At 52.9% G+C, this 26145-nt stretch carries 21 protein-coding genes, 1 tRNA gene and 2 pseudogenes; 14 read left to right on the top strand and 10 right to left on the bottom strand.

The annotated features are described in order from the left end of the window. The first annotated feature begins 342 nt into the window (after positions 1-342). Positions 343-2184: an RNA polymerase sigma factor RpoD gene (gene rpoD, locus PU624_RS06905; protein ID WP_283547052.1), complete on the top strand. Its 1842-nt coding sequence runs from the start codon at positions 343-345 to the stop codon at positions 2182-2184. Between the two features lie 74 nt (positions 2185-2258). Here rpoD and mug read toward each other — a convergent pair whose 3' ends face one another. Next, positions 2259-2777 (bottom strand): G/U mismatch-specific DNA glycosylase, encoded by a 519-nt coding sequence (gene mug, locus PU624_RS06900; RefSeq protein ID WP_283547051.1) that lies wholly within the window; start codon positions 2775-2777, stop codon positions 2259-2261. After that, positions 2774-3358, bottom strand: coding sequence for a TetR/AcrR family transcriptional regulator (locus PU624_RS06895; protein ID WP_283547050.1), 585 nt, complete (start codon positions 3356-3358; stop codon positions 2774-2776). The genes mug and PU624_RS06895 overlap by 4 nt, the downstream gene beginning before the upstream one ends. A 138-nt stretch (positions 3359-3496) precedes the next feature. Between PU624_RS06895 and PU624_RS06890 the strand changes: the two genes are divergently transcribed. From PU624_RS06890 to PU624_RS06870, 5 genes are all read left to right on the top strand, one after another. Beyond that, positions 3497-4288 (top strand): SDR family NAD(P)-dependent oxidoreductase, encoded by a 792-nt coding sequence (locus PU624_RS06890; RefSeq protein WP_283547049.1) that lies wholly within the window; start codon positions 3497-3499, stop codon positions 4286-4288. 202 nt (positions 4289-4490) lie between these two features. Then, positions 4491-4566, top strand: a tRNA-Ile gene (locus PU624_RS06885). Positions 4567-4782: 216 nt separating this feature from the next. After that, on the top strand, positions 4783-5679 hold the full coding sequence (locus PU624_RS06880) for a hypothetical protein (RefSeq protein ID WP_283547048.1): 897 nt from the start codon (positions 4783-4785) through the stop codon (positions 5677-5679). 1 nt (position 5680) lies between these two features. Continuing rightward, positions 5681-6031, top strand: a complete 351-nt coding sequence (locus tag PU624_RS06875) for an STAS-like domain-containing protein (RefSeq protein WP_283547047.1) — start codon at positions 5681-5683, stop codon at positions 6029-6031. Continuing rightward, a complete protein-coding gene (locus PU624_RS06870; RefSeq protein WP_283547046.1) occupies positions 6031-6642 on the top strand; it encodes a PIN domain-containing protein in 612 nt (203 codons plus the stop codon). The genes PU624_RS06875 and PU624_RS06870 overlap by 1 nt, the downstream gene beginning before the upstream one ends. A gap of 612 nt (positions 6643-7254) precedes the next feature. Here PU624_RS06870 and PU624_RS06865 read toward each other — a convergent pair. After that, positions 7255-8010, bottom strand: a pseudogene (locus PU624_RS06865) (hypothetical protein); the annotation flags it as partial. Between the two features lie 239 nt (positions 8011-8249). Continuing rightward, on the bottom strand, positions 8250-8321 hold the full coding sequence (locus PU624_RS06860) for a GpE family phage tail protein (RefSeq protein WP_283547947.1): 72 nt from the start codon (positions 8319-8321) through the stop codon (positions 8250-8252). Positions 8322-8396: 75 nt separating this feature from the next. Between PU624_RS06860 and PU624_RS06855 the strand changes: the two are divergent. The 5 genes and pseudogenes from PU624_RS06855 to ddlA all read left to right on the top strand — a co-directional run bounded on the left by PU624_RS06855 (position 8397) and on the right by ddlA (position 14534). Then, positions 8397-9392, top strand: a pseudogene (locus PU624_RS06855) (phage integrase). 198 nt (positions 9393-9590) lie between these two features. Beyond that, complete coding sequence (locus PU624_RS06850; RefSeq protein ID WP_283547045.1) at positions 9591-10649, top strand: DUF262 domain-containing protein; 1059 nt, start codon at positions 9591-9593, stop codon at positions 10647-10649. Between the two features lies 1 nt (position 10650). Further along, positions 10651-11265, top strand: coding sequence for a hypothetical protein (locus PU624_RS06845; RefSeq protein WP_283547044.1), 615 nt, complete (start codon positions 10651-10653; stop codon positions 11263-11265). A 608-nt stretch (positions 11266-11873) separates the two neighbouring features. Then, positions 11874-13178 (top strand): type II toxin-antitoxin system HipA family toxin YjjJ, encoded by a 1305-nt coding sequence (gene yjjJ / locus PU624_RS06840; protein WP_283547043.1) that lies wholly within the window; start codon positions 11874-11876, stop codon positions 13176-13178. A 258-nt stretch (positions 13179-13436) separates the two neighbouring features. Continuing rightward, entirely contained in the window at positions 13437-14534 is a 1098-nt protein-coding gene (ddlA, locus tag PU624_RS06835; protein WP_283547042.1) for a D-alanine--D-alanine ligase, read from the top strand. A gap of 20 nt (positions 14535-14554) precedes the next feature. On the opposite strand, the gene PU624_RS06830 is transcribed toward ddlA, so the two are convergent. The 4 genes from PU624_RS06830 to PU624_RS06815 all read right to left on the bottom strand — a co-directional run bounded on the left by PU624_RS06830 (position 14555) and on the right by PU624_RS06815 (position 19740). Continuing rightward, positions 14555-15976 carry a GGDEF domain-containing protein gene (locus PU624_RS06830; RefSeq protein WP_283547041.1) on the bottom strand — a complete coding sequence of 474 codons (1422 nt, stop codon included), beginning with the start codon at positions 15974-15976 and terminating at the stop codon, positions 14555-14557. 267 nt (positions 15977-16243) lie between these two features. Next, positions 16244-17719, bottom strand: a complete 1476-nt coding sequence (locus PU624_RS06825; RefSeq protein ID WP_283547040.1) for a SulP family inorganic anion transporter — start codon at positions 17717-17719, stop codon at positions 16244-16246. Continuing rightward, positions 17716-18351: a carbonic anhydrase gene (locus tag PU624_RS06820; protein ID WP_283547039.1), complete on the bottom strand. Its 636-nt coding sequence runs from the start codon at positions 18349-18351 to the stop codon at positions 17716-17718. Before PU624_RS06820 ends, PU624_RS06825 begins: the two co-directional genes overlap by 4 nt. Positions 18352-18930: 579 nt before the next feature. After that, positions 18931-19740: a 5'-nucleotidase, lipoprotein e(P4) family gene (locus PU624_RS06815; RefSeq protein WP_283547946.1), complete on the bottom strand. Its 810-nt coding sequence runs from the start codon at positions 19738-19740 to the stop codon at positions 18931-18933. 106 nt (positions 19741-19846) lie between these two features. Here PU624_RS06815 and PU624_RS06810 point away from each other — a divergent pair, with 106 nt between their 5' ends. Continuing rightward, complete coding sequence (locus PU624_RS06810; protein ID WP_283547038.1) at positions 19847-20554, top strand: purine nucleoside phosphorylase YfiH/LACC1 family protein; 708 nt, start codon at positions 19847-19849, stop codon at positions 20552-20554. Between the two features lie 170 nt (positions 20555-20724). After that, entirely contained in the window at positions 20725-22743 is a 2019-nt protein-coding gene (locus tag PU624_RS06805; protein WP_283547037.1) for an NADPH-dependent 2,4-dienoyl-CoA reductase, read from the top strand. Here PU624_RS06805 and rlmG read toward each other — a convergent pair whose 3' ends face one another. Then, a complete protein-coding gene (gene rlmG, locus PU624_RS06800) occupies positions 22744-23862 on the bottom strand; it encodes a 23S rRNA (guanine(1835)-N(2))-methyltransferase RlmG (protein ID WP_283547036.1) in 1119 nt (372 codons plus the stop codon). 83 nt (positions 23863-23945) lie between these two features. Between rlmG and PU624_RS06795 the strand changes: the two genes are divergently transcribed. Then, complete coding sequence (locus PU624_RS06795; RefSeq protein WP_003850199.1) at positions 23946-24449, top strand: M48 metallopeptidase family protein; 504 nt, start codon at positions 23946-23948, stop codon at positions 24447-24449. On the opposite strand, the gene PU624_RS06790 is transcribed toward PU624_RS06795, so the two are convergent. After that, on the bottom strand, positions 24446-26134 hold the full coding sequence (locus tag PU624_RS06790) for a chloride channel protein (RefSeq protein WP_283547035.1): 1689 nt from the start codon (positions 26132-26134) through the stop codon (positions 24446-24448). The two genes, PU624_RS06795 and PU624_RS06790, sit on opposite strands and share 4 nt — an antisense overlap. Between the last annotated feature and the right edge of the window lie 11 nt (positions 26135-26145).

Below are 26145 nucleotides of genomic sequence, written 5' to 3'. Positions count from 1 at the left end.
TGAGGAGAGCGAGCACTGCCGGGAAGCAGAATGGCAAGTAAGCCAAGCCATGAGCAAGATTTTAAAGGCCGTCGGCGTCGATGCCAGTCTGGTTACCGCCAGCGCACAGCTTCCGGAGCGTACTCAAGTACGTGAGGAGAGCGAGCACTGCCGGGAAGCAGAATGGCAAGTAAGCCAGGCCCTTAGCACAGAGTTAACACAAGCGGCTTAAGTGCCGAACACTGATGGGCAAAGCCCACGCCGCGACGAAGGCAGCGGCAAGAATTAAACGCCTTCACTGCTATTGTTGGCGCGCTGCCGACCGACACCAATCTAATTTAACAGAAGTGTGGATACCGTCTTATGGAGCAAAACCCGCAGTCACAGCTCAAGCTTCTTGTCACCCGTGGTAAGGAGCAAGGCTATCTGACCTATGCTGAGGTCAATGACCATCTGCCGGAAGATATCGTCGACTCAGATCAGATCGAAGACATCATCCAGATGATTAACGACATGGGTATTCAGGTGGTTGAAGAAGCCCCTGATGCCGACGATCTGATGCTGAACGAAAACAGCTCCGATACTGACGAAGATGCCGCGGAAGCTGCCGCTCAGGTGTTATCCAGCGTTGAATCTGAAATCGGGCGCACCACTGACCCGGTTCGCATGTATATGCGTGAAATGGGTACCGTTGAACTGCTGACGCGCGAAGGCGAAATCGACATCGCCAAGCGTATTGAAGACGGTATCAACCAGGTTCAGTGTTCTGTAGCCGAATACCCTGAAGCGATTACGTATCTTCTGGATCAATACGACAAAGTTGAAGCAGGCGAATCACGCCTCTCCGATCTGATCACCGGTTTTGTCGATCCAAATGCAGAAGCCGATATCGCCCCAACGGCAACGCACGTGGGCTCTGAGCTTTCTGAAGCCGATCGTAAAGACGATGAAGAAGAAGATGAAGAGGATGACGACAGCTCCGACGACGATAACTCCATCGATCCGGAACTGGCGCGCGAGAAGTTTTCTGACCTGCGTAAGCAGTATGAAACGACCCGCTCTGTGATTAAAAGCAAAGGTCGCAGTCATGCTGCCGCCGTTGCTGAAATCCAGAATCTTTCTGACGTCTTCAAGCAGTTCCGCCTGGTACCGAAGCAGTTCGATTACCTGGTCGGCAGCATGCGCATCATGATGGAACGTGTCCGTACCCAGGAACGTCTGATCATGAAGCTCTGTATTGAGCTGTGCAAAATGCCGAAGAAAAACTTCATCACGCTGTTTACCGGCAACGAAACGAATGAAACCTGGTTCAAAGCCGCACTGGCAATGAACAAGCCGTGGTCTGAAAAGCTGCTGGAAGTGCAGGATGACGTGACCCGTTCCCTGCAGAAGCTGGCGCAGGTCGAAGAAGAGACCGGCCTGACCATTGAACAGGTCAAAGACATTAACCGTCGCATGTCGATCGGTGAAGCCAAAGCGCGTCGCGCTAAGAAAGAGATGGTGGAAGCTAACCTGCGTCTGGTTATTTCGATTGCGAAGAAATATACCAACCGCGGTCTGCAGTTCCTCGACCTGATTCAGGAAGGTAATATCGGCCTGATGAAAGCGGTAGATAAGTTTGAATATCGCCGTGGTTACAAGTTCTCGACTTATGCGACCTGGTGGATCCGTCAGGCTATCACCCGCTCTATCGCCGACCAGGCGCGTACCATCCGTATTCCGGTGCATATGATTGAGACCATCAACAAGCTCAACCGTATTTCGCGCCAGATGCTGCAGGAGATGGGCCGCGAACCGACGCCGGAAGAGCTGGCTGAGCGTATGCTGATGCCGGAAGATAAAATTCGCAAAGTGCTGAAAATCGCTAAAGAGCCGATCTCTATGGAGACGCCGATTGGTGATGATGAAGATTCACATCTGGGCGATTTCATCGAAGACACCACGCTGGAGCTGCCGCTGGATTCTGCTACCTCAGAGAGCCTGCGTTCTGCCACCCATGACGTGCTGGCTGGCCTGACCGCTCGTGAAGCGAAAGTGCTTCGCATGCGTTTCGGTATCGATATGAACACGGACCATACGCTGGAAGAAGTAGGCAAACAGTTCGACGTAACGCGTGAGCGTATTCGTCAGATTGAAGCGAAAGCTCTGCGTAAACTGCGCCATCCGAGCCGTTCGGAAGTGCTGCGTAGCTTCCTCGACGATTAAGTCCGACAAAAACCCCGGTTCGCCGGGGTTTTTTATGCCTGCCTGTTACCGCCTCTCCCCTGCCCTGCGCAGATTCAGTCGCTCTCCGGATGCAGTTCCAGCCAGAGCTGACGATACGCCCCGACCATCTCATCCAGTGAAGCACGATTCAGTCCGCTCGGATTCGGCAACACCCATACCTGCGTTTTCCCCATACAGATCGGCTGCTTGCCCCATTCGACTTTGCTCTGCTTAAAGGCGCGACGAAACGCATCTTTACCCAGAATCGCCAGCGCGGCGGGCTGATAATCCAGCACCTTCTGCATCAGGCGTTTGCCACCATCCCGCAGCTCATCCGGCGCTAACTCATTCGCCTGCACCGTGGGCCGCTCAACCAGCATCGTGATGCCGCAGCCGGTTTCTGTCAGACGCTGTTCTTCCTCCGGTTTCAGCTGCTGCCGGGTGAATCCCGCCAGATGGATCACCTTCCAGAACCGGTTGCCGGGATGCGCAAAGTGAAATCCCTGATGGGCAGTTGACTGGCCTGGGTTGATGCCGCAGAACAGCACATCCAGACCGGAGCTGATGATGTCGCGGATAGCGTGCTCACTCATGCTGCCACCTCCAGCGTGCGCTGCTTCAGCGCAGCACGACTGCGTTGCAGCATCAGGCTGGCCTGCTCCGCATCCGGACAGGCTCGGGCCAGCGCCAGCGCGCCAATCATCTCTGCCATCACACTGGAAGCCAGCGCTTCCGCATCCGGCAGCATCAGCTCACCCAGTATCTGCGTCAGACTGGCCTGCATCGCATTAAAGCCCTGGGCGAAGATCTGCCGCGTCGGCTGTGGCAGATGAGCCACTTCACTTACCAGCGCCGCCAGCGGGCAGCCCTGAGCCGGTGCATTGCGATGCGCCTCGGAAAGATAACTATCAATAAAATCAGCCAGCCGCTGCGCGGGCCGGGTCACGGACGCCGTGGGCTTAAAGGTATCGGCTTCAGCGAACATATGCTTCAGCACCTCCTCAACCAGCTCCTCGCGCGATGCAAAATGCGCATAAAAACCGCCGTGTGTCAGGCCGACCCGCTTCATCAGCGCCGCCACACCAATCCCTTCGGTGCCGGTTTCACGCATCACACGCGCCGCTTCATCAAGGATACGCTGCCGCGTTTGTGCTTTGCTGCCCTGCTTTTCCATCTCGTCTCCTGCACTGTCTGCTGCATAGCTTCTGGCTATTATAGTAATTATTACGGTCATCATATTCCAGCTTGACGGTTTATATGATGATCGTCATATTGATAACCATTATGACGACCATCATACGAGGAAGCAAAAATGTCACAATCAGGCACAGCTTTAATCACCGGCGCATCCAGCGGTATCGGCGCGACCTATGCAAAACGACTGGCAGCACGCGGTTATGATTTGATCCTGGTGGCGAGGGATCAGGCTCGGCTCACCACGCTGGCTGACACCCTGGCGCAGCAGCACGCTGTTAAGGTGACCGTGATGAAGGCTGACTTAACGCATGAACAGGACCTGCAGCGCGTAGAGTCAGAACTGGCCAACAACGCTCAGATTACGCTGCTGCTGAACAACGCGGGCATGAGCGTGGAAGGCGAGTTTCTGGAGGCGGACATTACGCGCATTAACAGCATGCTGGCGTTAAATATTCTGGCGCCAACCCGTCTGGCACAGGCAGCTGGCCGGGCGTTTAAAGCACGCGGTCATGGCGTTATTATCAATATCGCCTCAGTGCTGTCGCTGGTGCATGAGATGTTTAACGGTGCCTATAACGCCACCAAATCATACGTGCTGACCCTGACGCGCGCCATGCAGCGTGAACTCGCAGAGAGCGGCGTGCAGGTGCAGGCCGTCTTACCCGGCGCGACCCGCACTGAAATTTTCGAACGTGCAGGCCAGTCGATCAATGAGTTCCCGGCTGAGATGGTGATGGACGTTGATGAGATGGTAGATGCTGCGCTTGCCGGTCTCGACAGCAAAGAGGCGGTAACCATTCCGCCGCTGGAGGATCTGCAGATGTGGCACGACTATGATCGGGCACGTGGCGCGATGGTCCCTCACCTTTCACGGGATAAATCCGCATCCCGCTATCGTCAGAACTGAGTCAGCGTTAACCCATTGCGCCTTACGTCCAGTTTCGTTAACGGCATGGAGAAGCATTTTCCGTGCCGATTTGCGACTTCGACTTCACAACCAGGCAGATTTGTTATAGAAATCAGCAGGTAAATCGCTGCTGCTTATTTCAGCAACCAGTGGCTGAGTGCTGGATCGCCCTGAAGAGATACTTTATAATCCCCGCTCCGCTGGCCCCTTAGCTCAGTGGTTAGAGCAGGCGACTCATAATCGCTTGGTCGCTGGTTCAAGCCCAGCAGGGGCCACCAAATTTCTCCATAAAATTCATAAAGTTAAACTTAGGTTCAGACTGAATTTTATGTTATTAAATTTTCTTTTGCCCCCTTTTTGTCCCCCAAGAAATTTCTTTGAGTCTTTCAGCATTATTTTTATCGCTCTGTTCCACAGATTAAGCAGACAACTGCCGGTTCAAAATCAAAACGAACTATGCGATATTGGAACGAAAGTACATGCTGGGACGAAGTATGTTCGATGAGAAAACAGGTTTAACCATTATGGTGCCAACCTTGAATGGCACGGAAAGCGACTTTTGCAGATTGTTCATGATTTTTGAGCAAGCTACGACTTCAGGAACAACACAAGTTCGTTTTGTTTTTACTTATTGCAACTTTCTGAGACCGAATGCAGTTGCTTTCTTAGGAGGAACGGTACGTTCTCTTCAAAATCAAGGTAAAACAATCTTTTTCTTCTGGGAATCGCTATCACCCAAAGTGAAAGCGTCATTGGTTCAGAATGGATTTTGCAATGCGCTTGGCCACGGTGGCCGTGGTTATACAGGCCATGCAATACCGTATCGTGAAGATCGATATGAAGATTTTAATTCTATTTTAGATTATTTAACCCAGAATTGGATTGGTAAAGGCTGGGTCCGAGTTAGTGAACCTTTGCGCGATGCTATCGTTGGTAAAGTTTGGGAGATATATACAAATTCTTTCGAGCATGCTAATTCGCCCGTTGGGGTCTATTCTTGTGGTCAACATTTTCATCAAAGAAATGAATTAGTTTTGTGCGTTGTTGATTTTGGTGTGGGAATACCGAATAAAGTTAGAGGTTATCTCTCCGCTGATACTAGGGCAGAATCAATTACTGCTGAGTCATGCTTAAGGTGGGCATGTATTAGTGGAAACACAACTGCTGCAGTAAATGGGGTTCCAAGGGGCTTAGGCCTTAATTTGCTTAAGGATTTGGTCAGCGTAAATAATGGGAAGTTAGAGTTATATAGTCATAATGCTTATGTAAAAATGGATGCAAATGGTGAAGAATATAAAACATTACCATTTTACTTCAAAGGAACTATACTTAGCATTACTTTAGTGTGTGATGAAAAGTATTATCGCCTCACATCAGAACCAGGGAGTTAATATGAATATTTCCATCAAAGAATTTATCGGTCCTCGATGCATTTTAAAAGATGACGGGCAGAAATTATTTGATATGGTTGCACCACATATTAACCATAGAGAGAAAGTAACGTTAGACTTCTCGAATGTGAAGATGTTTGCTTCACCTTTTTTTAATTTTAGCATCGGGCAGTTGCTCAATGCATTTCCACAAAGCGATTTATCTGGTTTATTGCATCTCGAAAACCTAGACCCTGTTGGGCATTCAATTGTTGATCGTGTAGTGGAGAATGTAAGCCGTTTCAATTCAAATGTGGATTACAAGCGAATTGTAGATGAAATACTTGAGCAGCAAGCCAAGGAGGCAGACTAATGGCTTTCAATGGTAAAATTTTATCGAATGTTTACAATATTAACAAATATACACCAAAAGGTTCTGACAGTTTCTTTGTAGATACTAATGTATGGTTTTGGCTCACTTATTCCAAAGGCATACCTTCAAATAGGCAATACCTTCAAAGCTATAACCAATTTATTAATTCAGTCTTGGGTAAAAACGCCACTCTTTTTCACTCAGGACTTTCATTGGCTGAGCTTGCTCATATTATTGAAAAGTCTGAAAGAGAAATACACGAAAAAGTTGTCAGTAAAAAGATTAGCACTAAAGATTTTCGCCATATTTATAGCAATGAAAGAAATGCAGCTATAAATGAAATCAAAACATCTTGGTTGCAAGTTGAGTCTTTAGCCACACAGATAAAAATTAATGTTTGTGAGGAACTGACTAATGAATGTGTTAGTCTAATGCCTAATAATACATTAGATGGCTATGACCTGATGATTCATGAAAGCATGAAGTCTTCTGGAGTTCTAAATATCATTACTGATGATGGTGACTATACTACAGCTGATGGCCTTAATGTTTACACTTCTAATGCAAATGTTTTATCTGCTGCAGCGAGTCAAAATAAGCTAGCTAACTAGTATTATGGGGATTTTATTATCCATACTGTTTGGAATTGTGGATGCCCCTTCATTTTTTTCTTCACATACACATTGTTCTCAATATGCTAATAGCATTGTCATATTTTTCATTCTCCTCTATACATCAAACCCCGCTCAAACCCTACCGCAGCTGGATTTCATCGTTTAAAGCATCACCACCAGAGATCCACTTATCATCTGCCTACTAACGTAAAACATATAATTCCCTTAAATTTCAGTCTTCTAACTTTTATCGTGATCCATTTTAGATCCTTAAAACTGAAAAGCACTGAAATCCTTTTCGCTCTTTTCAGTTGGCGAACTCCAGCAGAACCCCATACTGGCGCGGTCTGGCCATGCCCTTTGTAAAAAAATAAAACTGAAAAATTTTTATGATGTAAAACCTGCAGGCGGGTGCGGTGTAGCGCCGATTTTGTCTGCGCAGCGATTATTTTGCCGTGGCTGACGCGCAGCCAGTGCCACGCTCTGCGGATGATCTGTCAGGAGTAATCGTGCGTGATGGTCGCGCCTACGCGTGGCGCAGCGTGAGTCTGAGGCGTTCTGGTGACGGGTAATAATAAACACGCTGCGATAGCGGGTCAGTGTGCTGGCTTATTTGCCGATGACGGGGGAATATTTCGTACTGAGTGCGGCGGTCTGCTGGCCACTCTGTGCGATGGCGCTGCTGTTCGTGGGCTGACCGGTTGACGGGTGCGTATGGCTGGCCAGCTGTTCAGCCAGCTGCTGCACGAGTGCCACGGTATCGAGCATCAGCTGGGCCACGTTAATCTTCTCTGAACCAATCCACACCACCGGCGCGATAATCTCCTGACGCGTCCTGGCAATGCTCTGTCGCAGCTGCCCAATTTTTTCAGTCAGCGCCTGACCGACTTTTATCGCCGCGCTGCCGGTGACGTCTGTTTCCGCATTACCGCCCACTGTAATCAGCTGGCTCTGCTGCGCGGCCACGCTGTAACTGCCGGTAGTGACATGCTGAATGGCTCCGGCCATCAGTGACGCCGTTCCGATCACCGTGGTCCTTTCCGTTGCCTTCACAGTCGTTTCCCTGCTGATCAGCTCACGCTTTTCAGTATCGGCTTTAACCTCCCGGTTCATGGACGTTTCACGGATGGCCTGATCGGTCTGGCGCTCCCAGTCTCCCGCCTGTGTTACCCGCTGTGATACTTCCGCGCGCTGCTGCTGCAGCTGTTCGCCCGGCTTAACGTCCGGCAGGCTGGTCCCTTCCGGCATCGTCTGGCGCACAAACGGTTTGTCCGGGCGTCGGCCGGTAAAACCGACCTCAATCAGCGTACCCTCTGGCGGGAACTGGAACATACCGGAATCATTACCGGCCATCGGTACGGGTAGCCACGCCACGTATTAACGGGCGGATTTAAGGCTTTTAGCGGTGACGGCAAGCCCTGAGCTGGTTTTACGGAAGCCGTCATTGCGCCCGGCCTGTGTGCCCAGCACATTAAGATGTTGAGCGTCTCGCGCAGTGTGCCAGCCAGCTTTAGCGGACGTTGTGAAAGGAGCTCGTTAGCTGATAGACTGCGCCCAACACGACCTGCGAACGTAGATTTTTATCGCTCATCGCTGGCTCTGCTTTACAGGATTGCTTTGTGCAGCCACTCCAGAATCTCGGTCAGAGTCATGGACTCGATAACCGAAGGCGGCATGTGAAAAATGATGGCTATGCACGTACTAAATATCACTAAAAACTTAGCAAAGCGATTAACAAATTACCCAGCGTGATGTTATAGGCACAAGTTTTCCCCGATGGCCGTGACGGCAAAAGGATACGCCGCCAGTTTGCGACTAAGGGCGAAGCACAATCCTATGAGAAGTTCGTAAAAGAGCAGGTTCAAGATAAGCCCTGGCTGGGAGAGAAGGCAGATAAGCGGCGGGTAATTGAGCTGGTTGAATTATGGTTCAACACGCATGGCATTACGTTGGCGGATGGTGCGAAGAGGCGAACCACAATGGCGTTCGCCTGCGAGGCTATGGGAAACCCACTCGCAACCGAGTTTAACGCAAAAATTTTTGCGTCTTATCGCGAGCAGCGGTTAAGTGGGAAGATCACCCGCTCCAGCCGAGTGAAGATGGTTACGCTGCGTACGGTGAATTTAGAGTTGGCGTATTTCAGGGCGATGTTTAATGAGCTACGCCGATTGGATGAATGGACCGCGCCAAACCCATTAGAAAACATGCGCGAGTTTAAGATTAGTGAATCTGAGATGGCGTATCTCACCATTGAAGAAATCAGAACTCTTATTGCCAAGTGTGACAATAGCCGTTCAAAAGATCTGACTACCATTGTAAAAATCTGCTTAGCAACCGGCGCACGATGGAGTGAGGCAGAAGGCTTGAAGGGTAATCAGATCCGCGCTGGTCAGATCATCTAAGTGAAAACTAAAGGGAAGAAAAACCGAGCTGTGCCGATAAGTGAAAAATTACAGGCTGAACTTCCATCGAGCAGGAAAGCACAATTGCTCTTTAAACCATGCTATTCAGCTTTCAGGAAGGCCATGCAACGTGCTGGCATTGAGACACCTGCAGGGCAGCTTACACATGTTTTACGCCACACTTTCGCTTCTCATTTCATGATGAATGGCGGTAACATTCTAGTGCTACAAAGAATATTGGGGCACACCGATATCAAGGTAACGATGCGGTATGCGCACTTTGGACCAGATCATTTTTCAGAAGCAAAGTTGTTCAACCTGCTGAGTCAGATAGCGGTATGTTGAAAGTGGAATACTCAACTTTGAGGAAGCCAAGCCGTTCAACAACTTGCTGGCCAATACAATGGCCCGAAACCTAACTATCTATTTATCAATAATAAATCATTCAAGAAAAAATGTTATAGTTTATATAAATGAAAGCATCATCCATAGGTCTCGCATCTTAAATCATGCAAAACCTTATTAAATATAAATGAGAATATTATGAAGAATTTTGATACTCGCGCTTACAATATTTCAGATTTTTTGGAATGGAGCCAGACAGGCCTACTGGAACTCTCACCAAAGTTTCAAAGAAGATCAGTTTGGACGGAGAAAGCTAAATCTTATCTAGTCGATACTATATTAAGAGGAAAGCCAATACCTAAAATTCTTATAACTCAAACGTTGAATGTTGGAAGAAACGTTAGAACAGTTGTTGATGGCCAACAAAGACTTAGAGCCATACTGAGCTATATTAATGGAGACTTTAAAGTTTCTCGAGCTCATAACAGAGAGTTTTCTTCGTTCTACTTTGATGATTTGCCTGATGAGATAAAATCAGAATTTTTACAGTATGAAATCGGCGTAGATATGCTTTTCGACTTATCGTTCGAAGATATCTTAGATATATTTGCGAGACTTAATACGTATTCTGTTAAATTAAACCCTCAAGAATTACTTAATGCTCAATACTTGGGTTATTTTAAACAAGCTGCGTATAGTTTAGGGTTTAGATATGTTGCTTATTTTATCGAAGGAGGGGTTGTTTCTGAGAAAGAGGTAACAAGGATGTCAGAAGCTGAACTTTCCTCTGACCTACTAGGCTCATTGATTGAAGGCATTCAGCCTAAAAAGCACATCCCTACTCTTTACAAAAAGTATGACGATGATGAGGATAACTGTAATGATGCAGCAGAGAAATTCGATAATGTAATGACGGTAATAGGAGAGATATATCCGTCTGAAGAACTGAAACAAACCAATTTCCACAGAATCCATTTTTTCTATACATTATTTACATCAATTGCACATTGTATTTATGGCTTGGAAAATTTAAGTGATGCGCCTAGAACCAACATTAACAATAACAATATCGGCCAAATAAGAAATTCGCTAGACGAAATTAGTGCAAGATATGATGAGGTTACGGCTAGAGATGCTCTAGCTCCAAATGATGAATATAGAGATTTCATTGATGCCTCACGCAGAGCAACCACAGACCTCTCATCTCGAAAATTAAGGACTGAATTTATCTGTAAAAAAATTCGGGATGCTATGTAAAATGCCTGTAATCGATGATCTCAATGAATTTAGAGCCGCAATAGCTCAAGCGGCCTCACTGCGAACAAAAGCGAATCAGACGGCTTCAAATATGACGAACGACGAAAGGAGCCTACTATATGAAGCGATTTTTTTACGTATATATAGAGCTTACGAAAACCTGCTTGAAAATATCTTTATAAAATACTTATCAGGTGAAAGTACGCATAGTGGAACCCAAATGACAACATATTTGAGACCAAGAGATAAGCTTCATGCTCGCGCAATGATCACATCTTCACAACCTTATTTGGATTGGACAGCACCAATGACTGTAATTAAACGTGCGGAAACTTATATTGATGGGGAAAACCCAATAAAAAATGCCATATCATCTTCTATGACACATTTAATCTCCGCTAAAAAAATCCGAAATCATATAGCTCACAATTCATCTGAAAGTTTGGTTGATTTTAATAAAGTTGTAATAGAGTTCCTACATACTATGCCCATGACACAACCTTCCTCTGGAGAATTCTTGTCTAAGATACCAACTAAAGGGCCAAGCAGAAATAAAGAAATATTAACTTTTTACATGGAGCATTTGGAAAGCACTGCTACAGCTTTAGCTGGTTAAAAATGGGGTTGTTATTTTAAAGTTGAAAAAAAATTTACGCCCCATGATATATTGATAGCTGCCCAAATTTTATTTCTAACAATAATCTATAAAGTTTCATATTTTAAATGAATTTATATTTTATAGTTACACTCAAGTGGCAGCAGAGCTCAACGCTATGTGCCACTTTTCATTACTATTCGGCCTAAAGAAAACATAAAAATCAGTAAGTTACTGATTTCGCTCGCTTCGAATTGGGACTCATAATCGCTTGGTCGCTGGTTCAAGCCCAGCAGGGGCCACCAAAAATTTTAAGGACTTACGTTCACAGCGTAGGTCCTTTTTGTATTCCAGAAGACTCGGGTGATAAACCCGGACACAGATTTTGGTACGTAATAACGACTCTTGGACAAGATAGATAATGCAGTCTGATGTCCCTCTAAGCTACATGTCTGAACACTTCAAATCTTCACGCTCCCAACCTCAGCTAATCCTCCCTCAACACCATAAAACTCATTAAGAGCTTTCAGTAATAGCGATGATTATCCATACCCAAGTAAAAGTGATTTCCCTCCCTTTCCCTGATAAAATACCTATTCATAAATCTATTCATCGAGCCATTCAAAACCATGCCTGATCGCTCCGAAACGATACGCCAGTTGCTTAGCCAGGGGCCAATGCCAGCAAGGCAACTCCTTGAAAAATTAGGAGTCAGCCAGCCTACATTGTCTCGTGCATTAAATAATTTTGGCGATGAAATTATCCGAATCGGCGCGGGTCCATCTATTCAATATGCTTTACGTGATACCTGGCGTGGGTTCAATTCTGCACCTATCTATCGCATCAGCGATGAGGGCCGCGTTAAACCCCTTGGTGAGTTGATTCCGGTCCGCCCGGACGGATTTGTTATGCAGCAGACCGACAAAGTCAGTCTCCATAGTGACGGGCTGCCGTGGTGGCTGTTTGACATGCGCCCACAGGGTTATCTCGGTCGAGCCTATGCATCGACGTATGCCGCTGGACTAGGTTTGCCGGCGAATCCAGAGCAATGGGCAGACTCTGAAGTGGTCAGGGCACTGCTGGCACAAGGTCATGATGCTATCGGAAACCTGCTGATAGGTGAGCAGGCACGGGATCGGTTCCTGCAGATGTCAGAGCCTGTTCCGGTTGAGCGCGCCACAACATTTCCGGCTCTGGCTGTGGCGGCGGGAGCCGGTGAAGCGCCCGGCTCGTCTGCAGGTGGTGAACAGCCAAAATTCTGTACCTTTACGGACCAGGGGCATGTACTGGTTAAGTTCTCGGCCACAGACGATAACCCGGTCAGTGAACGCTGGCGCGACCTTTTACTGGCCGAACATTTTGCACTAGAGGTGCTTGGTGTGAAGACAGAGGTATTTGATTTTGACGGTCAACGCTTCCTCGAAATCCCCCGATTCGACCGCGCTGGACTGTTGGGTCGTATCGGCATTTTCTCGCTTCGGGCGCTTGATGCTGAATTTGTGGGTAATGCCAGTGCCATCTGGCCGGTTCTGGTGAATAAACTTGTCGGGCAGAAGCATGTTCATCCTGAGGCCGCCGCCAGTACCGCCCGGCTCTGGGCATTCGGAACACTAATTGGTAACACCGACATGCACCACGGAAATCTGTCGTTCATCAGTAGTCATGGCCGCCCCTATTCCCTTGCGCCAGCCTATGACGTTCTGCCTATGGGTTTCGCTCCCAGAGCAGGTGGCGCAATCGTGAATGAGCTCAGGCCAGCATCACTGTCGGATGTCATCAGTGGAGATATCTGGCTGGAAGCGCTGGAACTTGCTGAGAAATTTTATACTTTAGCCTGCCGTTGCGATCGCTTTTCTGCCAGTTTTGCGCCTTGCCTTGAGGCATTACGCCGCCATCTTGACGATGCCAGATCGCGTATCGCTCGATTAGGGTAAATGCTTTCAACCTTACTGAGCCATTTTCTGAAGCGCTGCGAAAATAGCAGTCTTAACAGCGCTTCCAGACCGCCAATCAACTTCACACTCCTCCTGCACTTCTGCGCTCGCAACCGGTACTGAAGTGCCGTCTTAACCCTCTAACGCCGACAGAATCGCAAAGCCGTCCCCCTTGCCCACAATTCCCTCCCCCACCCTGTTCTCCTCCGCAAACCCCATGCTATCTTGTGTTTTTGATTTTTTCAGTGGGCAAAATTGATGACAAAGTTGCGGGTAGGGATCGTGTTTGGCGGCAAATCAGCTGAGCATGAGGTGTCGTTGCAGTCGGCCAAAAATATCCTTGAGGCGATCGACAAGACCAGGTTTGACGTGGTGTTGCTGGGTATCGATAAACAGGGACACTGGCGTCTGAATGATGCGTCGAATTTCTTACTGAACGCTGAAAATCCGGCGCTGATCGCGCTAAATCACGCCGCTGAAGATGTGGCGCTGGTGCCGGGTAATACGCAGCAGCAGATCATCACCCGCCACAACGCCCATCCGCTGTCGCAGATCGACGTTATCTTCCCGATTGTGCACGGTACGCTGGGTGAAGATGGTTCCCTGCAGGGCCTGCTGCGCATGGCCTCGCTACCCTTCGTCGGTTCCGACGTGCTGGGTTCTGCGGTCAGCATGGACAAAGATTTCACCAAACGTTTGTTACGCGATGCCGGGCTTAACGTCGCGCCGTGGCTCAGCGTCACCCAGGCACAGCGCGCGCAACTGGACGCCGCAGCCGTGATTGCCCGCTTTGGCCTGCCGCTGTTTATCAAACCCGCTAACCAGGGTTCTTCAGTGGGCGTCAGCAAAGTGGACAGCATTGAAGAGTTTGATGCCGCGCTGGCGCTGGCCTTCTCCTTTGACCGCAAAGTACTGATTGAACAGGGCATCAAAGGCCGTGAGATCGAGTGTGCGGTGCTGGGCAACGATGCGCCTGAAGCCAGTCCCTGCGGCGAAGTGGTGGTGCACGACGCCTTCTACTCTTATGACACCAAATACATCTCTGAAAGCGGCGCGCAGACGGTGGTTCCGGCGGCCATTGCCGCGGAAACCAGCGTTGCAATCCGTGAGGTCGCCATCAAAGCTTTCTCCGCGCTGGAGTGCTTTGGCATGGCGCGCGTCGATGTGTTCCTGACCGATGATGGCGGGATCATCGTTAATGAAGTCAATACCCTGCCCGGCTTCACCAATATCAGCATGTACCCGAAACTCTGGCAGGCGGCGGGTCTGAGCTATCAGGATCTGATCAGCCGTCTGATCGACCTGGCAATTGAGCGCCACCAGCAGGCCAGCACGCTGAAAAGCAGCGTCAGCTGACTGAACCCGACGGCGTGGCGCTATGCCACGTCGCTGGTGATGGCGCGGTAGTTAACCGGTGAAGTCTGATTACGGCCATTGCGTTTCGACAGATAAAGGTTTTTATCTGCCGAAGAGATCAGCCGGTTGATTACGCGGTGCCACTCCGTCGCCTCACCCGCACAACCATGTGCCAGCCCCACGCTGACGGTCACCGTGGCCGTACTGCCCTGCAGCCAGAACTTCTCTTTCGCCATCTTCTGGCGGATGCTCTCGGCCAGGAAATAGAGCTTTTCGGGGTTCTGATCGAACAGCACCACCACAAACTCCTCTCCGCCAAAACGGCAGATGCGCCCCTCTTTCCCCACAACTTTCTGCATCCGGCGCGCAATCTCTTCCAGCACGCTGTCACCGGCATCATGACCAAAGTTGTCGTTAATCGCTTTGAAGTAGTCGACATCCAGCAGGATCACGCCCGCTTTGCGGTCCGGGAAGATAGGCTCCGCACGCAGGTTTTCATATAAACCGGAACGCGACAGCAGCCGGGTCAGGAAATCGTAATTCGCGCGCAGCGCCAGACGCTGATTCAGCTGACGAATCGCATCCATGCTCGCGGCCACAATCAGTGGGCTGATGGCGATAGTCGCCACGCCCAGCCGCACCGAGGTCAGATGGCTGATCGGCAGCAGCGTCTCATCGCCCCGCATGCTCATTACCCCATGGGAGACCAGAATGATCTCCGCAATACCGGCCAGCAGAATCACCAGGCTGGTCAGCGGCATCGGCAACACGACGGCGCACCACACCAGCGCCGGAACAGGAAACGTCAGGCTGCCCGTGACGCCCATCATCGTCCCGATCATCATCGAAAGAATGACGGCGATCACCGGTGCCAGCTTGCGCATCTGTAAAAACTGGCGGGGTGACAGCGATGACCAGTCGCGCGTCAGCATAAAGGGCAGCACCATCAGACCGGTGGAGAACTGCTCGCTGAACCAGTCCCCCCATGCCGTCGCCAGTCCGGCCGTGAAATCAGCCTGCTGAGCCAGCGCACCCCAGCTGGCACAGGCCAGCGCGGCCAGCAGGCAGGCCGGGAAAATACGCAGCACATTGGTAATACGTTCGCTGCCGGAGTCGTGCTGAAGATGTTTTACCAGTAGGGTTACTGCTACCAGCACAAACAGCAGGTTCGCCAGGTTGAGAGTGAAGGCAGAGAGCGCCCAGCCTGAAAAAACGGTGTAGTTAAACACCATCGCAGCAAAGATGGCGAGGTAATAGCGGGTCCGATGCAGAAAAGGATTACGGACAATGACGCCAGTGAGAATCGCGTTAACCGGCCAGAACAGTGACAGCTCCTGTGGGATGCGCAGGTGTCCGCCGATAAAGCTAAACAGCAACGTGACTAAAAACAGCGAGAATACGTTCTTCTTAGCGTTGTGCTCTTCAAACAGCTGTATGCGCATACATCCGGACCTTGTCGCAGAGAGGCTGGCTGTCCACGTCAGCCCGGACAGGCGCGTGGTGTCAGAATGATTGAATCCTGGATACCCTCAATGTCATCCGGCGATAAGACCTTATTCCGAGGGCTGATTCAGGCGTTATCCTGACGAGTCTGACCCCATCAGATGACAGTAAAAATTGGGGCCTTATTATGCCCCGCAAATAAAAAAATCGGATATCCGAGATATCCGATTTTTGTCTCTCTGACGACTTTACCGTTGCGTTAAACGCTATTTTACCGCAACCGGCCACTGACTCAGGCGAATGCCGCGTTTGTCGGCGTTATCGCCAAAATCTTTCAGCACTGCTTTGACGTCGGGATCGATATATTCCGCATTGTCGTTATCGACGATGACTACACTGTTCTCCGGGATCTCATCCAGCAATCCCTGCAGCTTCGGATTGTGCATAAAGGTCAGGTTCTGCTGAAAGCGCAGCACGTAGTGATCGTCATAACGGGTGAGCTGCAGCGCGTTGCGATGGCTCTTATAGATGCTATAGAGGATCTGCGTGCCGATGCCGATACCAATACCGACCAGCATGCCCAGCGTGATAATCCCGACGATGGTGGCCAGAAACGGCACGTACTGCTGTGCGCCCATCCGGAACTGCTCAATAAACAGTTTGGGGGTCGCCAGTTTATAACCGGTGTAGAGCAGAACGGCGGCAAGGCTGGCCAGCGGAATGGCGTTCAGCATCTCGCTGAACCACATGCCGCAAATCAGCAGCAGCACACCGTGAATGAAGATCGACAGTTTGGTCTGTGCGCCCGCACTGACGTTAACTGAACTGCGGACGATCACCGCCGTTATCGGCATCGCACCCAGAAAACCGGCCGCCAGATTACCGATACCCTGTGCGAACATCTCTTTGTTGGGCGACGGCGCGGGCGTCTGAGGACGCAGTTTCTTCAGCGCCTCCTGACTCAGCAGGGTCTCCAGACTGGCGACCAGTGCCAGCGTTACCGCAACCACCCAGACCTGCGGATTCTGCCAGGCCATCCAGTCGGGCGTTTCCAGCTCAGCCACCAGCGCGGAGACACTGTCAAAAGCGGGCAGCGAAATGCGCGCCAGTCCCTGGGTCATCTCAGGGAAGAGTCGCCCTCCCACGACGGTCGCCAGACAACCTATCAGCACGGCAATCAGCGGGCCGGGGATCCAGGCGAGCGCTTTGATCCGTTTCACCGGCGCGGTCGTCCAGAAACACAAAATGGCCAGGCCGACACCCGCCACCAGGATGGCGGGCAGTGAGAAGGTCATCTCTCCGGTCACCAGCGATACCAGCTCCGCATCGCCAGCGGCACCCAGCGCCACCGGAATCTGCTGCATGATCAGCAGCAAACCGATCGCCGCCAGCATCCCTTTGATGACGCTGCCCGGCACCAGCGAAATAAACCGTCCGGCGCGCAGCAGGCCAAACAGACATTGCAGTGCCCCGGCGATAATCAGCGCGGTGAGAAAGGCAGAGAAGCTGCCGAGTGATGCCATTGAGGCGACGACGATGGTGACCAGGCCCGCCGCCGGGCCGCTGACGGCAAACCGGGACGGACTCAGGGAGGTGACCACCAGGCCGCCAATCACACCGGTCAGGAGACCGGCAAACGGGGGTAATCCGCTGGCCTGGGCGATGCCAAGACAGAGCGGTAAAGCGACCAGAAACACCACCAGACCTGCCGGGATGTCGCGGCGCAGGGTATCGAGGTTCATAAGGAAGGCTCCTCTGCAGATTGATGAATCAGCTCTTTGAGATGGCCGGAGCGCAGGTCATAAACACAACCAAACACCTCCAGTTCCTGGCCCGATTGCCAGATTTGCCGGACCGGTTCAGATTTCACCAGTCTGGCGAATTGCGCCTTAACGTTGGCCTCAACCAGCCGATCGAGCTGTTCACCCGGTTCCGCGTCTGAGGCGGGACTGTCTGCCAGACCTTCCTGAATATCATGACGCAGCGTCTGAATGCGTCTCGCCAGCGCGCTCTCCTGCCCGTCCAGCACACTGCCCGGCAGATTCTGCGCGGCTTCTACCCCACCGCAGCCATAGTGGCCGCTTAATACGATGCGTTTTACGCCGAGAAAGAAGAGCGCGTATTGCAGCACGCTCTGTAAATTGTCGTCCTCTTCAATCACCATATTGGCGATATTACGATGCACAAAGAGTTCGCCAGGATGGGAGCCGGTTAATACCTCAGCCGGCACGCGACTATCAGAGCAACCTATCCAGAGTGAGTGCGGTTTTTGTTGATGAAGGAATTTTTTAAAATAATCCGGGTTACGCTGGCGGCGCTGTAATGCCCAACTGCGATTTTTCGCTAATAAGGGTTTAAGTGTCGTCACAATCATCTTCTCTCTACTACCGGGATGTCGCATCCTGGCTAACCACAAAGTGTATCGGCTCACAAATAAAGCGAGAGCCGCCAGGTAATTAAGAACTGAGTCACAGAAAAAGGTTATAGACGCTAACCATTGCCAATGCACGGGCAATATTTCACAGCGCTTTAACATCGCCGCTTTTGTCAATTAAGCGTCAGTAAAAGTCAGGCTTACGTAAATTTAATTAAGGGGGAGAGATAGCGCGGAATAAACGGAATTCATTTTTAAACGAATAAAATCAATAAACTAAAACAGAGAAGAAAATAAACTAAAGTTACTGCTGACAAATAAATACAAGCATTAACAGAGGGGATATTCAATGCCATACCAGGCCGCCCCTTTTCCACCAGGAATCCTCTTAATTAAAAAATTAACCATTAGCACAATCCACCAGCCTAATTGCTTTAAGGCAGTCAGATAGACCTGTATGGAGATAAGAAGGGAGCAAGAGATGATTAATTTAATTTGCAGGAAAATAGTGACGGCGGTAAGTAAATCAGGACCAATTCTAAACAGAGCCTGAACGAGCAGGCTCTTTTTCTTGACGAATTATTTACCGTTCCAGCTTTGCAGGCGTGATTCCCGCACCGACAGCTGCTGTTCCGGTGTCAGTTTATTGTAGTTTTCCGCCATTCCGCTCTCCCAGTCACCGTAAAGAGGGTTCGGCAGCACGATGAACTGCGTACCAAACTGCTGATGGTTGAGATTCACGAAATCGCGACGCGTCTGATTACCCTTGTGCCAGGTCGCCCCACCGAAATCGTTGAGGTTATCGCCGACGTAGAGCACGACGTTATAGCCCGCGTTTTTGATGGCATCGAAACGCGCCTGCTTGTTGGAGCTGTCGGTATTCAGACGTACCGTTTGATCGCTGACGTTCGGGAAGCCAAGCTGCTGCATATTGGCGACCGTCGCGGCGTAATCTTTCTGATCGCGGTTCGACACATAAAACAGCGTGCCGCCATTCTCTGTTACATGACGCGCGAACCCGACTGCGCCCGGCACCGCTTTCGCCTGACGCGCCTGCGTCCAGGCTGACCACGTTTTGCTGCTGAACGGCTGGCCATTCTTCGCCTGCCACGCGCTGTAAGCGCTGTTATCCAGCATGGTTTCATCCAGATCGACAATCACCGCTTTGGGTTTGCCGGTCAGCGACGGCGCCTGATCAAACGCCATGCGCGCGGTGTTAAACGCCTGCCAGGTCAGCGCCTGATATTCGCCAGACTGCTGGAACCAGTTTACCGCCAGCACCGATTGCTGGCCGAGTTGCTGTTGCGCGGTCTGATGTGTTGACGAGGCGCAACCGGTCAGCAGCAGCGCGACCAGTCCGGATGCAGCGAGTTTTGCGGAGGTTTTCATCATTTCATCCTTAAGGTGAGAAAGGTCTGAGGAGAAGCTTCAAAAATGTAGCAGTTAACGTAAGCTGTGGGCAGCCCAACGCACGCTGTTATAACAGGAGATTCTTATGGCCGTGATCCCGCGCTCGCCGTTGCTCGATTCACTGGAGTGGCTCGATTATGCGTTTCAGCCCGCCGGTGAGCCGCCTCCCGCCGATGCCGCCTACGGGCATCAGCGCCACAGCGCGACCGTGGTCACCGATAGTGAGAACATCCCGCCCAAAAGCTGCGAGTCCGATGGCGTGATCGGCTGCGGGACGCGCCCGGTGGCGGTCTACACCGCCGATTGCCTGCCGGTACTGTTCGCCGATCGCCAGCAGCGGATCGTAGCGGCCGTGCATGCCGGACTCAGGGGCACGCTGGCGGGTGTGCTGACCCGCGCCGTGGAAAAGCTGGGCGAAATGGGTTGCGAGCCGCAGGACCTGGTGGTGGCGATTGGCCCGGCAATGGGGCCCTGCTGCTATGAGCTGGCCGAACCGCAGCTGGCAGAGATTGCGCAGGACCCGGCGTTTGCCCCCGGGCTGCGCTGGCACCGGGACCAGCCGGTAAATTCTCTGGCACAACGCCCACAGGCTTCTGCCCACCAGCAGGGCGTCTGGTTCGATCTGCCGGCGCTGGCAACGCAGTTGCTTGTGAACGCAGGTGTGCCGGCCACGCAGATTGATAATGTCAATGTCTGCACCTATTGCATGGCCGAGGGCGGTTCCAGCTACCGCTTTAATACCCACCATGGCAGCGGCTATCGCTCGCGCTATTCATGGATCCGGCGGCGTTAACGGAACATCAAAAGCCACGCAGGGCGGTTCGGCCTGAGACACAGGCCCCTGCACCCTGCTCGCCTGCTGTTGTTTATGATTTCACTCACACCCTGACATTCTTTCACTTTTTTTTAACGCAGAAGTGGCTAGAGTAAACTCATCCGACCACTTCACTGTGAGTGACAATTATGTCCGCCAATCCTGATTATCCTGCGCTGTTTACGCCGCTGGACCTTGGCTTTACCCGACTGAAAAACCGCTTTCTGATGGGCTCAATGCACACTGGCCTGGAAGAGCATCCGGATGGCGCAGCCCGCCTGGCGGCGTTCTACGGCGAGCGGGCGCGGGAAGGCGTGGCGCTGATCGTTACCGGCGGCATTGCCCCTAATGCGCAGGGGGTCACGACCGCGCATGGCGCGATGCTCACCGACGAGGCGCAGTGCAGCTGGCACCGGCAGATCACAGAGGCGGTGCATCAGCATCAGGGCAAAATCGCCCTGCAGATCCTGCATACCGGCCGTTACAGCTATCAGCCCGACCTGGTTGCGCCCTCGGCACGCCAGGCACCGATTAACCCGTTTACGCCACAGGCGATGAGCGAGGCGGCGATTGAACAGACCATTGATGACTTTGCCCGCTGCGCCCGGCTGGCACAGCAGGCGGGTTACGATGGTGTGGAGATCATGGGTTCCGAAGGCTACCTGATTAATCAGTTTCTGGTGAGGCACACCAATCAGCGCACCGATCGCTGGGGCGGCGACTTCCGGCAGCGGATGCAGTTCGCGCTGGCGATTACCCGCGCGGTTCGCGCCGCGACCGGCGACGCCTTTATCATCATCTTCCGGCTGTCGATGCTCGATCTGATCGAAGAGGGCAGCTCGCTGGAGGAGACGCTGCTGCTGGCGGGCGAGCTGGAGCAGTGCGGCGTCACGCTGTTCAATACCGGCATCGGCTGGCACGAGGCGCGCATCCCGACCATCGCCACCTGCGTGCCGCGCGCGGCTTTTGCCTGGGTGACGCAGCGCCTGCGCGCCCATGTTTCGGTGCCGGTCATCGCCACCAACCGCATCAACCATCCCGCCGTCGCTGAGGAGCTGTTGCAGTCGGGCTGTGCCGATATGGTGTCGATGGCGCGTCCTTTCCTCGCCGACCCCGCCTTTGTCAGCAAAGCGCAGCGCGGCGAACCAGACAGCATCAATACCTGCATTGCCTGTAATCAGGCCTGCCTCGACCAGGTGTTCGCCGGTAAAATCACCTCCTGCCTGGTCAATCCGCGCGCCTGTCATGAGTCGCTGATGCCGGTTATTGCCAGCCCAGCACCGCGCAGGCTGGCGGTGGTGGGCGCCGGTCCGGCCGGGATGGCATTTGCGCTGCAGGCGGCGCAGCGTGGCCATCAGGTGACGCTCTATGAGGCCGCGCCGGAGATTGGCGGCCAGTTCAATATTGCCCGGCAGATCCCGGGCAAATCTGAGTTCAGCGAAACGCTGCGCTATTTCCGCAATCAGCTGTCAGCCGCGGGCGTGACGGTTCAGACCGGCTGCCGGGTCACGGCGGATCAGCTGAGTGACGCCGACGAAGTGGTGCTGGCGACCGGCATTCAGCCGCGTACACCTGATATTCCGGGCATCGATCATTCCAGCGTGCTGAGTTATCTGGAGGTGCTGCGCGATAAGCGTCCGGTGGGTAAACGGGTGGCCATTATTGGCGCAGGCGGCATTGGCTTTGATGTGGCGGAGTATCTGTCGCAGGCCTCACATGACGAGGATCGGGCGGCGTTTTACGCGGAATGGGGCATCGACCACAGCCTGACGCAGCGCGGCGGCGTGATGAAGCCTGAGCCACCTGCCGCATTACGGCAAATCTGGCTGCTGCAGCGTCGCTCGGGGAAACCCGGTGCCGGGCTGGCAAAAACCACCGGCTGGATCCATCGCGCCAGTCTGCAGGCGCGCGGCGTGGAGATGTGGGGCAGCGTGGAGTATCTGGCAATAGATGACAGCGGGCTGCACCTGCGGCGCAACGGCGAAACGCTGCTGCTGGAGGTCGATAACGTCATTATCTGTGCCGGGCAGGAGCCGCAGCGCGAACTGGAAGCCGCGCTGCGTGCAAAAGGACAGGTGGTGACGGTGATAGGCGGTGCAGATGTGGCGCAGGAACTGGATGCCCGCCGCGCGATTGCGCAGGCGACGCAGCTGGCCCTGACGGTCTGACTAGCGCATTTTCACCGCGCGCAGCACCACAAACTTCTGGTTAGAGGCGATCAGCGTGCAGTTGCCGAACAGCTTCTTCAGCTTGTGGTGATAATCGAGGTGGCGGTTGCCGACAATGCGCAACTCGCCGCCATACTGAAGGCAGCGTTTGGCATCGCGGAACATCTGCCACGCCAGATGATCGGTGACGGCATGTTGCTGATGGAACGGCGGGTTGCACAGCACCGCGTGCAGCCGATCTGACGGATAGCCGCTCAGCACGTTGTTCACCAGGAACTGACAGCGCGCGAGATCATCAGGACGGTTCACTTCCACGTTAAGCTTGCTGGAAGCGACCGCCATGTAAGACTCATCAAGGAAATGCACCTCGGCCTGCGGATTCTGCTCCAGCGCCACCAGCCCTACCACGCCGTTGCCGCAGCCCAGATCGACAATCTCGCCTTCAATGTTTTCTGGCAGATGCTGCACGAACAGCCGTGCGCCGATATCCAGCGAAGAACGCGAGAAGACGTTGGCGTAGTTGTGAATCTGATAAGGCGTGCCATCCAGCGGCCAGACCAGCGTCGGCGTGGCCTCACGCAGTTCAGGCTTACTGAACTGGCTGTAGATCAGGCGCGCTTTTTTCCATGCCAGTGAGGTTTTAGTTTCACCAAGGATCTGTTCGAACAGCTGCAGGGTAGAGTTATGGATCTCTTTGGCACGCGCCGCCGCCAGAATCACCGTATCAGGTGTAACGACTTCACGAATGGCGCGCAGCTGATGCTCCAGCAGCGCCAGAGTTTTCGGCACCTTGATCAGCACCGCCGCCGGGGCTGCAGGCAGTTCCGCCAGGCTATCAACAAAGTGAACCTCGCTGTCATCCAGCGCGTTAAACGTCAGGTTCTGACGGGCGGCCTGCTGGCTCAGCCAGGAGTCGCTGACGTGCCAGACCGTGCGTGGATTCAGGGCACAGGTTAATGCCCCGAAACTGTCGTTGAAGACCAGCACCGGGCCTTCCGGCAGCGCCTGCTGTAACAGATATTCATCAGCCGCATCCCAGGCTTGTAATGGACTTTCGTCACGCATCTGCGGGAAGCGATGCAGGATCAGTGTGCGATCGTTCAGTTCAAGTTGGCTCATGAATTCTCCGGCGTGGTACACTTTGGTTGATTTTCGCCCCAAAATCGGGGGCGCAGTATACTGTCTTTCGCCTGGAATCCCTAATGTCCTCACTGATCTACCTTCAGGGTTATCCTGCCCCCCTTCTTGAGCAGGTTCAGACGCTGATCGCCCATCAGCGCTTAGGCGCGTTTCTGCAGGAACGTTATCCGGACACCCACGACGTGATGAGTGATAAAGCGCTGTATGACTACACGCAGGCGCTGAAAAACCGCTATATGCGCAACGCGCCGCCGATCAGCAAAGTGATGTGGGATAACAAAATCAAGGTGATGAAGCATGCACTCGGGCTGCACACGGCCATCTCACGGATTCAGGGCGGCAAGCTCAAGGCGAAAGCGGAAATCCGCATCTCGACCTTTTTCCGTCTGGCGCCGGAGCCGTTTCTGCGGATGATCGTGGTGCATGAGCTGGCACACCTGAAAGAGAAAGATCACGATAAGGCGTTCTACCAGCTCTGCTGCCATATGGAGCCGGATTACCACCAGCTCGAATTTGATGCGCGCCTGTGGATGACAGACCAGGCGATGCGCGGCAACGCGGCTTAAAGAAACTCCTGCGCTTTCTGAATCAGACTGGTTTTAGTCAGCGCGCCGAGAAAGCGTCGTTCCTGCGGATTATTCAGCACCGGCAGCCGCTCCAGCGTGACTGCCGCAAACGCCTCCCATCCCTCACGCATACTCTGATTCTCAAACACGACCGGGAAATCCTGATCCATCACGCATTGCACCGGGGAGTTGAGGGTGATCTCCTGCGCCAGCACCCGGCGCGAAATCTCGTGGATCGAGACCACCCCGAGGAAAGCGCCCGCGGCATTGATCACATAGACGTAGCGTTCACGCTTCAGCGAACTGACGGCCAGCGCCTGCCCCACCGACTCCTCCGGCTGCAACGCCGCACCGGGAATGATCAGCTCGGCAATGCGCATATTATCGAAATCATATTTCGCTTCTGAACGGCTGAAGTGATGACTCACGACCGGATAGGTACTGGCGGATTGCAGGCGATAGACCACCATCGACGCCAGCACGGTGGCAATCATCAGCGGAAACAGCAGGCTGCTGTTGAGCGTCATCTCCAGCACCATCAGCATCGCCATCAACGGCGCCTGACTGACCGCTGCCAGCACCGCCGCCATGCCAATGGCGGCATAGAGCAGCACGTTGCCGAGCGGCAGATGCAGCGCCGCCCCCACCGTCGCAATAATGACGCCAAGCAGCGCGCCAATCAGCAGCGAAGGCGTAAAGAGTCCGCCGACGGCGTTCGACCCCACCGACAGGCTGGTGGCGAGGGTTTTCAGCACCAGCAGCAGCAACAGGCCCGGCAGCAGATAGTCGCCCGCCATCACTTTGACGATGACTTCGTAACCGTTGCCGAGGATATCGGTGGAGATCAGCGCCAGTAAACCTACGGCGAATCCGCCCGCGCCCAGGCGCACGGGCAGCGAGGCGACCCGGCTGAACAGCACCTTGCTGCGGGCAATGCATTTAATCAGAATCCAGCCCGCCAGACCGGCGCACAAACCAATGACGACCGTCATCAGCAGGCTGCTGAGATCCATCCCGAAGTTCGCGTCCGCCAGCGGATAGAGCGCGCTGCGGAAGCCCAGCGTCCACATGGTCATCACCGCCGTCGCCGAGGCAATAATCAGGGGAATCAACCGCTGCAGCGCGGAAATGCCGAAGGCGATCTCCGCCACGAAAATCGCCGAGGCCAGCGGCGCATGGTAAACCGATGCGAGGCCCGCTGCGGCCGCCATCGCCACCACATCACTGTTTTTCAGGTTAAGAGACGCCGGTAACAGGCGGCCAATTGCGCTGCCACACAGTGCCGAGAGCTGCACCATCGGCCCCTCTTTACCTATCGACGCGCCGCTGCCGATACTGGCAATCGACGATAAGGCGCGGAACAGCGAGGTTTTGGTCGGCACCGCATCGAGCCGGGCGTTAATCACTTCAAGGTAATCGGTTTTCACCGTCTGCTGCTGCTCAATGGCGACCGCATAACGCAGGAAAAAGCCCGCCAGCACGCCGCCCGCGCCCACCAGCAGCGGCCAGAAGATCCACGGCCAGAGATGCAGGGATTCGGTTATTTCGCCACTGCGGGCAAACAGCAGATGGTTGATCAGTTCAATCACGCCGCGAAAGGCCAGCGTCACCAGCGATGCCGCACACCCGACCGGAATGGCAATAAGTAGAGTGGTCCAGTTTAATGCGTGCTTACTTGCTTTCACCTGCGCTCCCT

It is taken from the genome of Pantoea sp. Lij88 (assembly GCF_030062155.1).
Lineage (GTDB): Bacteria > Pseudomonadota > Gammaproteobacteria > Enterobacterales > Enterobacteriaceae > Pantoea.
This window is presented reverse-complemented; position numbering and strand designations above follow the sequence as displayed.

What these genes read in the sequence shown, in the direction of transcription:
- PU624_RS06810 (WP_283547038.1), top strand. Translation starts at nt 19,847, where the DNA reads ATGGCCGTGATCCCGCGCTCGCCGTTGCTCGATTCACTGGAGTGGCTC.
- PU624_RS06880 (WP_283547048.1), top strand. Translation starts at nt 4,783, where the DNA reads ATGTTCGATGAGAAAACAGGTTTAACCATTATGGTGCCAACCTTGAAT.
- PU624_RS06870 (WP_283547046.1), top strand. Translation starts at nt 6,031, where the DNA reads ATGGCTTTCAATGGTAAAATTTTATCGAATGTTTACAATATTAACAAA.
- yjjJ (WP_283547043.1), top strand. Translation starts at nt 11,874, where the DNA reads ATGCCTGATCGCTCCGAAACGATACGCCAGTTGCTTAGCCAGGGGCCA.
- PU624_RS06875 (WP_283547047.1), top strand. Translation starts at nt 5,681, where the DNA reads ATGAATATTTCCATCAAAGAATTTATCGGTCCTCGATGCATTTTAAAA.
- mug (WP_283547051.1), bottom strand. Translation starts at nt 2,777, where the DNA reads ATGAGTGAGCACGCTATCCGCGACATCATCAGCTCCGGTCTGGATGTG.
- PU624_RS06830 (WP_283547041.1), bottom strand. Translation starts at nt 15,976, where the DNA reads ATGCGCATACAGCTGTTTGAAGAGCACAACGCTAAGAAGAACGTATTC.
- rpoD (WP_283547052.1), top strand. Translation starts at nt 343, where the DNA reads ATGGAGCAAAACCCGCAGTCACAGCTCAAGCTTCTTGTCACCCGTGGT.
- ddlA (WP_283547042.1), top strand. Translation starts at nt 13,437, where the DNA reads ATGACAAAGTTGCGGGTAGGGATCGTGTTTGGCGGCAAATCAGCTGAG.
- PU624_RS06815 (WP_283547946.1), bottom strand. Translation starts at nt 19,740, where the DNA reads ATGAAAACCTCCGCAAAACTCGCTGCATCCGGACTGGTCGCGCTGCTG.
- PU624_RS06850 (WP_283547045.1), top strand. Translation starts at nt 9,591, where the DNA reads ATGAAGAATTTTGATACTCGCGCTTACAATATTTCAGATTTTTTGGAA.
- PU624_RS06805 (WP_283547037.1), top strand. Translation starts at nt 20,725, where the DNA reads ATGTCCGCCAATCCTGATTATCCTGCGCTGTTTACGCCGCTGGACCTT.
- PU624_RS06895 (WP_283547050.1), bottom strand. Translation starts at nt 3,358, where the DNA reads ATGGAAAAGCAGGGCAGCAAAGCACAAACGCGGCAGCGTATCCTTGAT.
- PU624_RS06890 (WP_283547049.1), top strand. Translation starts at nt 3,497, where the DNA reads ATGTCACAATCAGGCACAGCTTTAATCACCGGCGCATCCAGCGGTATC.
- PU624_RS06795 (WP_003850199.1), top strand. Translation starts at nt 23,946, where the DNA reads ATGTCCTCACTGATCTACCTTCAGGGTTATCCTGCCCCCCTTCTTGAG.
- rlmG (WP_283547036.1), bottom strand. Translation starts at nt 23,862, where the DNA reads ATGAGCCAACTTGAACTGAACGATCGCACACTGATCCTGCATCGCTTC.
- PU624_RS06820 (WP_283547039.1), bottom strand. Translation starts at nt 18,351, where the DNA reads ATGATTGTGACGACACTTAAACCCTTATTAGCGAAAAATCGCAGTTGG.
- PU624_RS06845 (WP_283547044.1), top strand. Translation starts at nt 10,651, where the DNA reads ATGCCTGTAATCGATGATCTCAATGAATTTAGAGCCGCAATAGCTCAA.
- PU624_RS06825 (WP_283547040.1), bottom strand. Translation starts at nt 17,719, where the DNA reads ATGAACCTCGATACCCTGCGCCGCGACATCCCGGCAGGTCTGGTGGTG.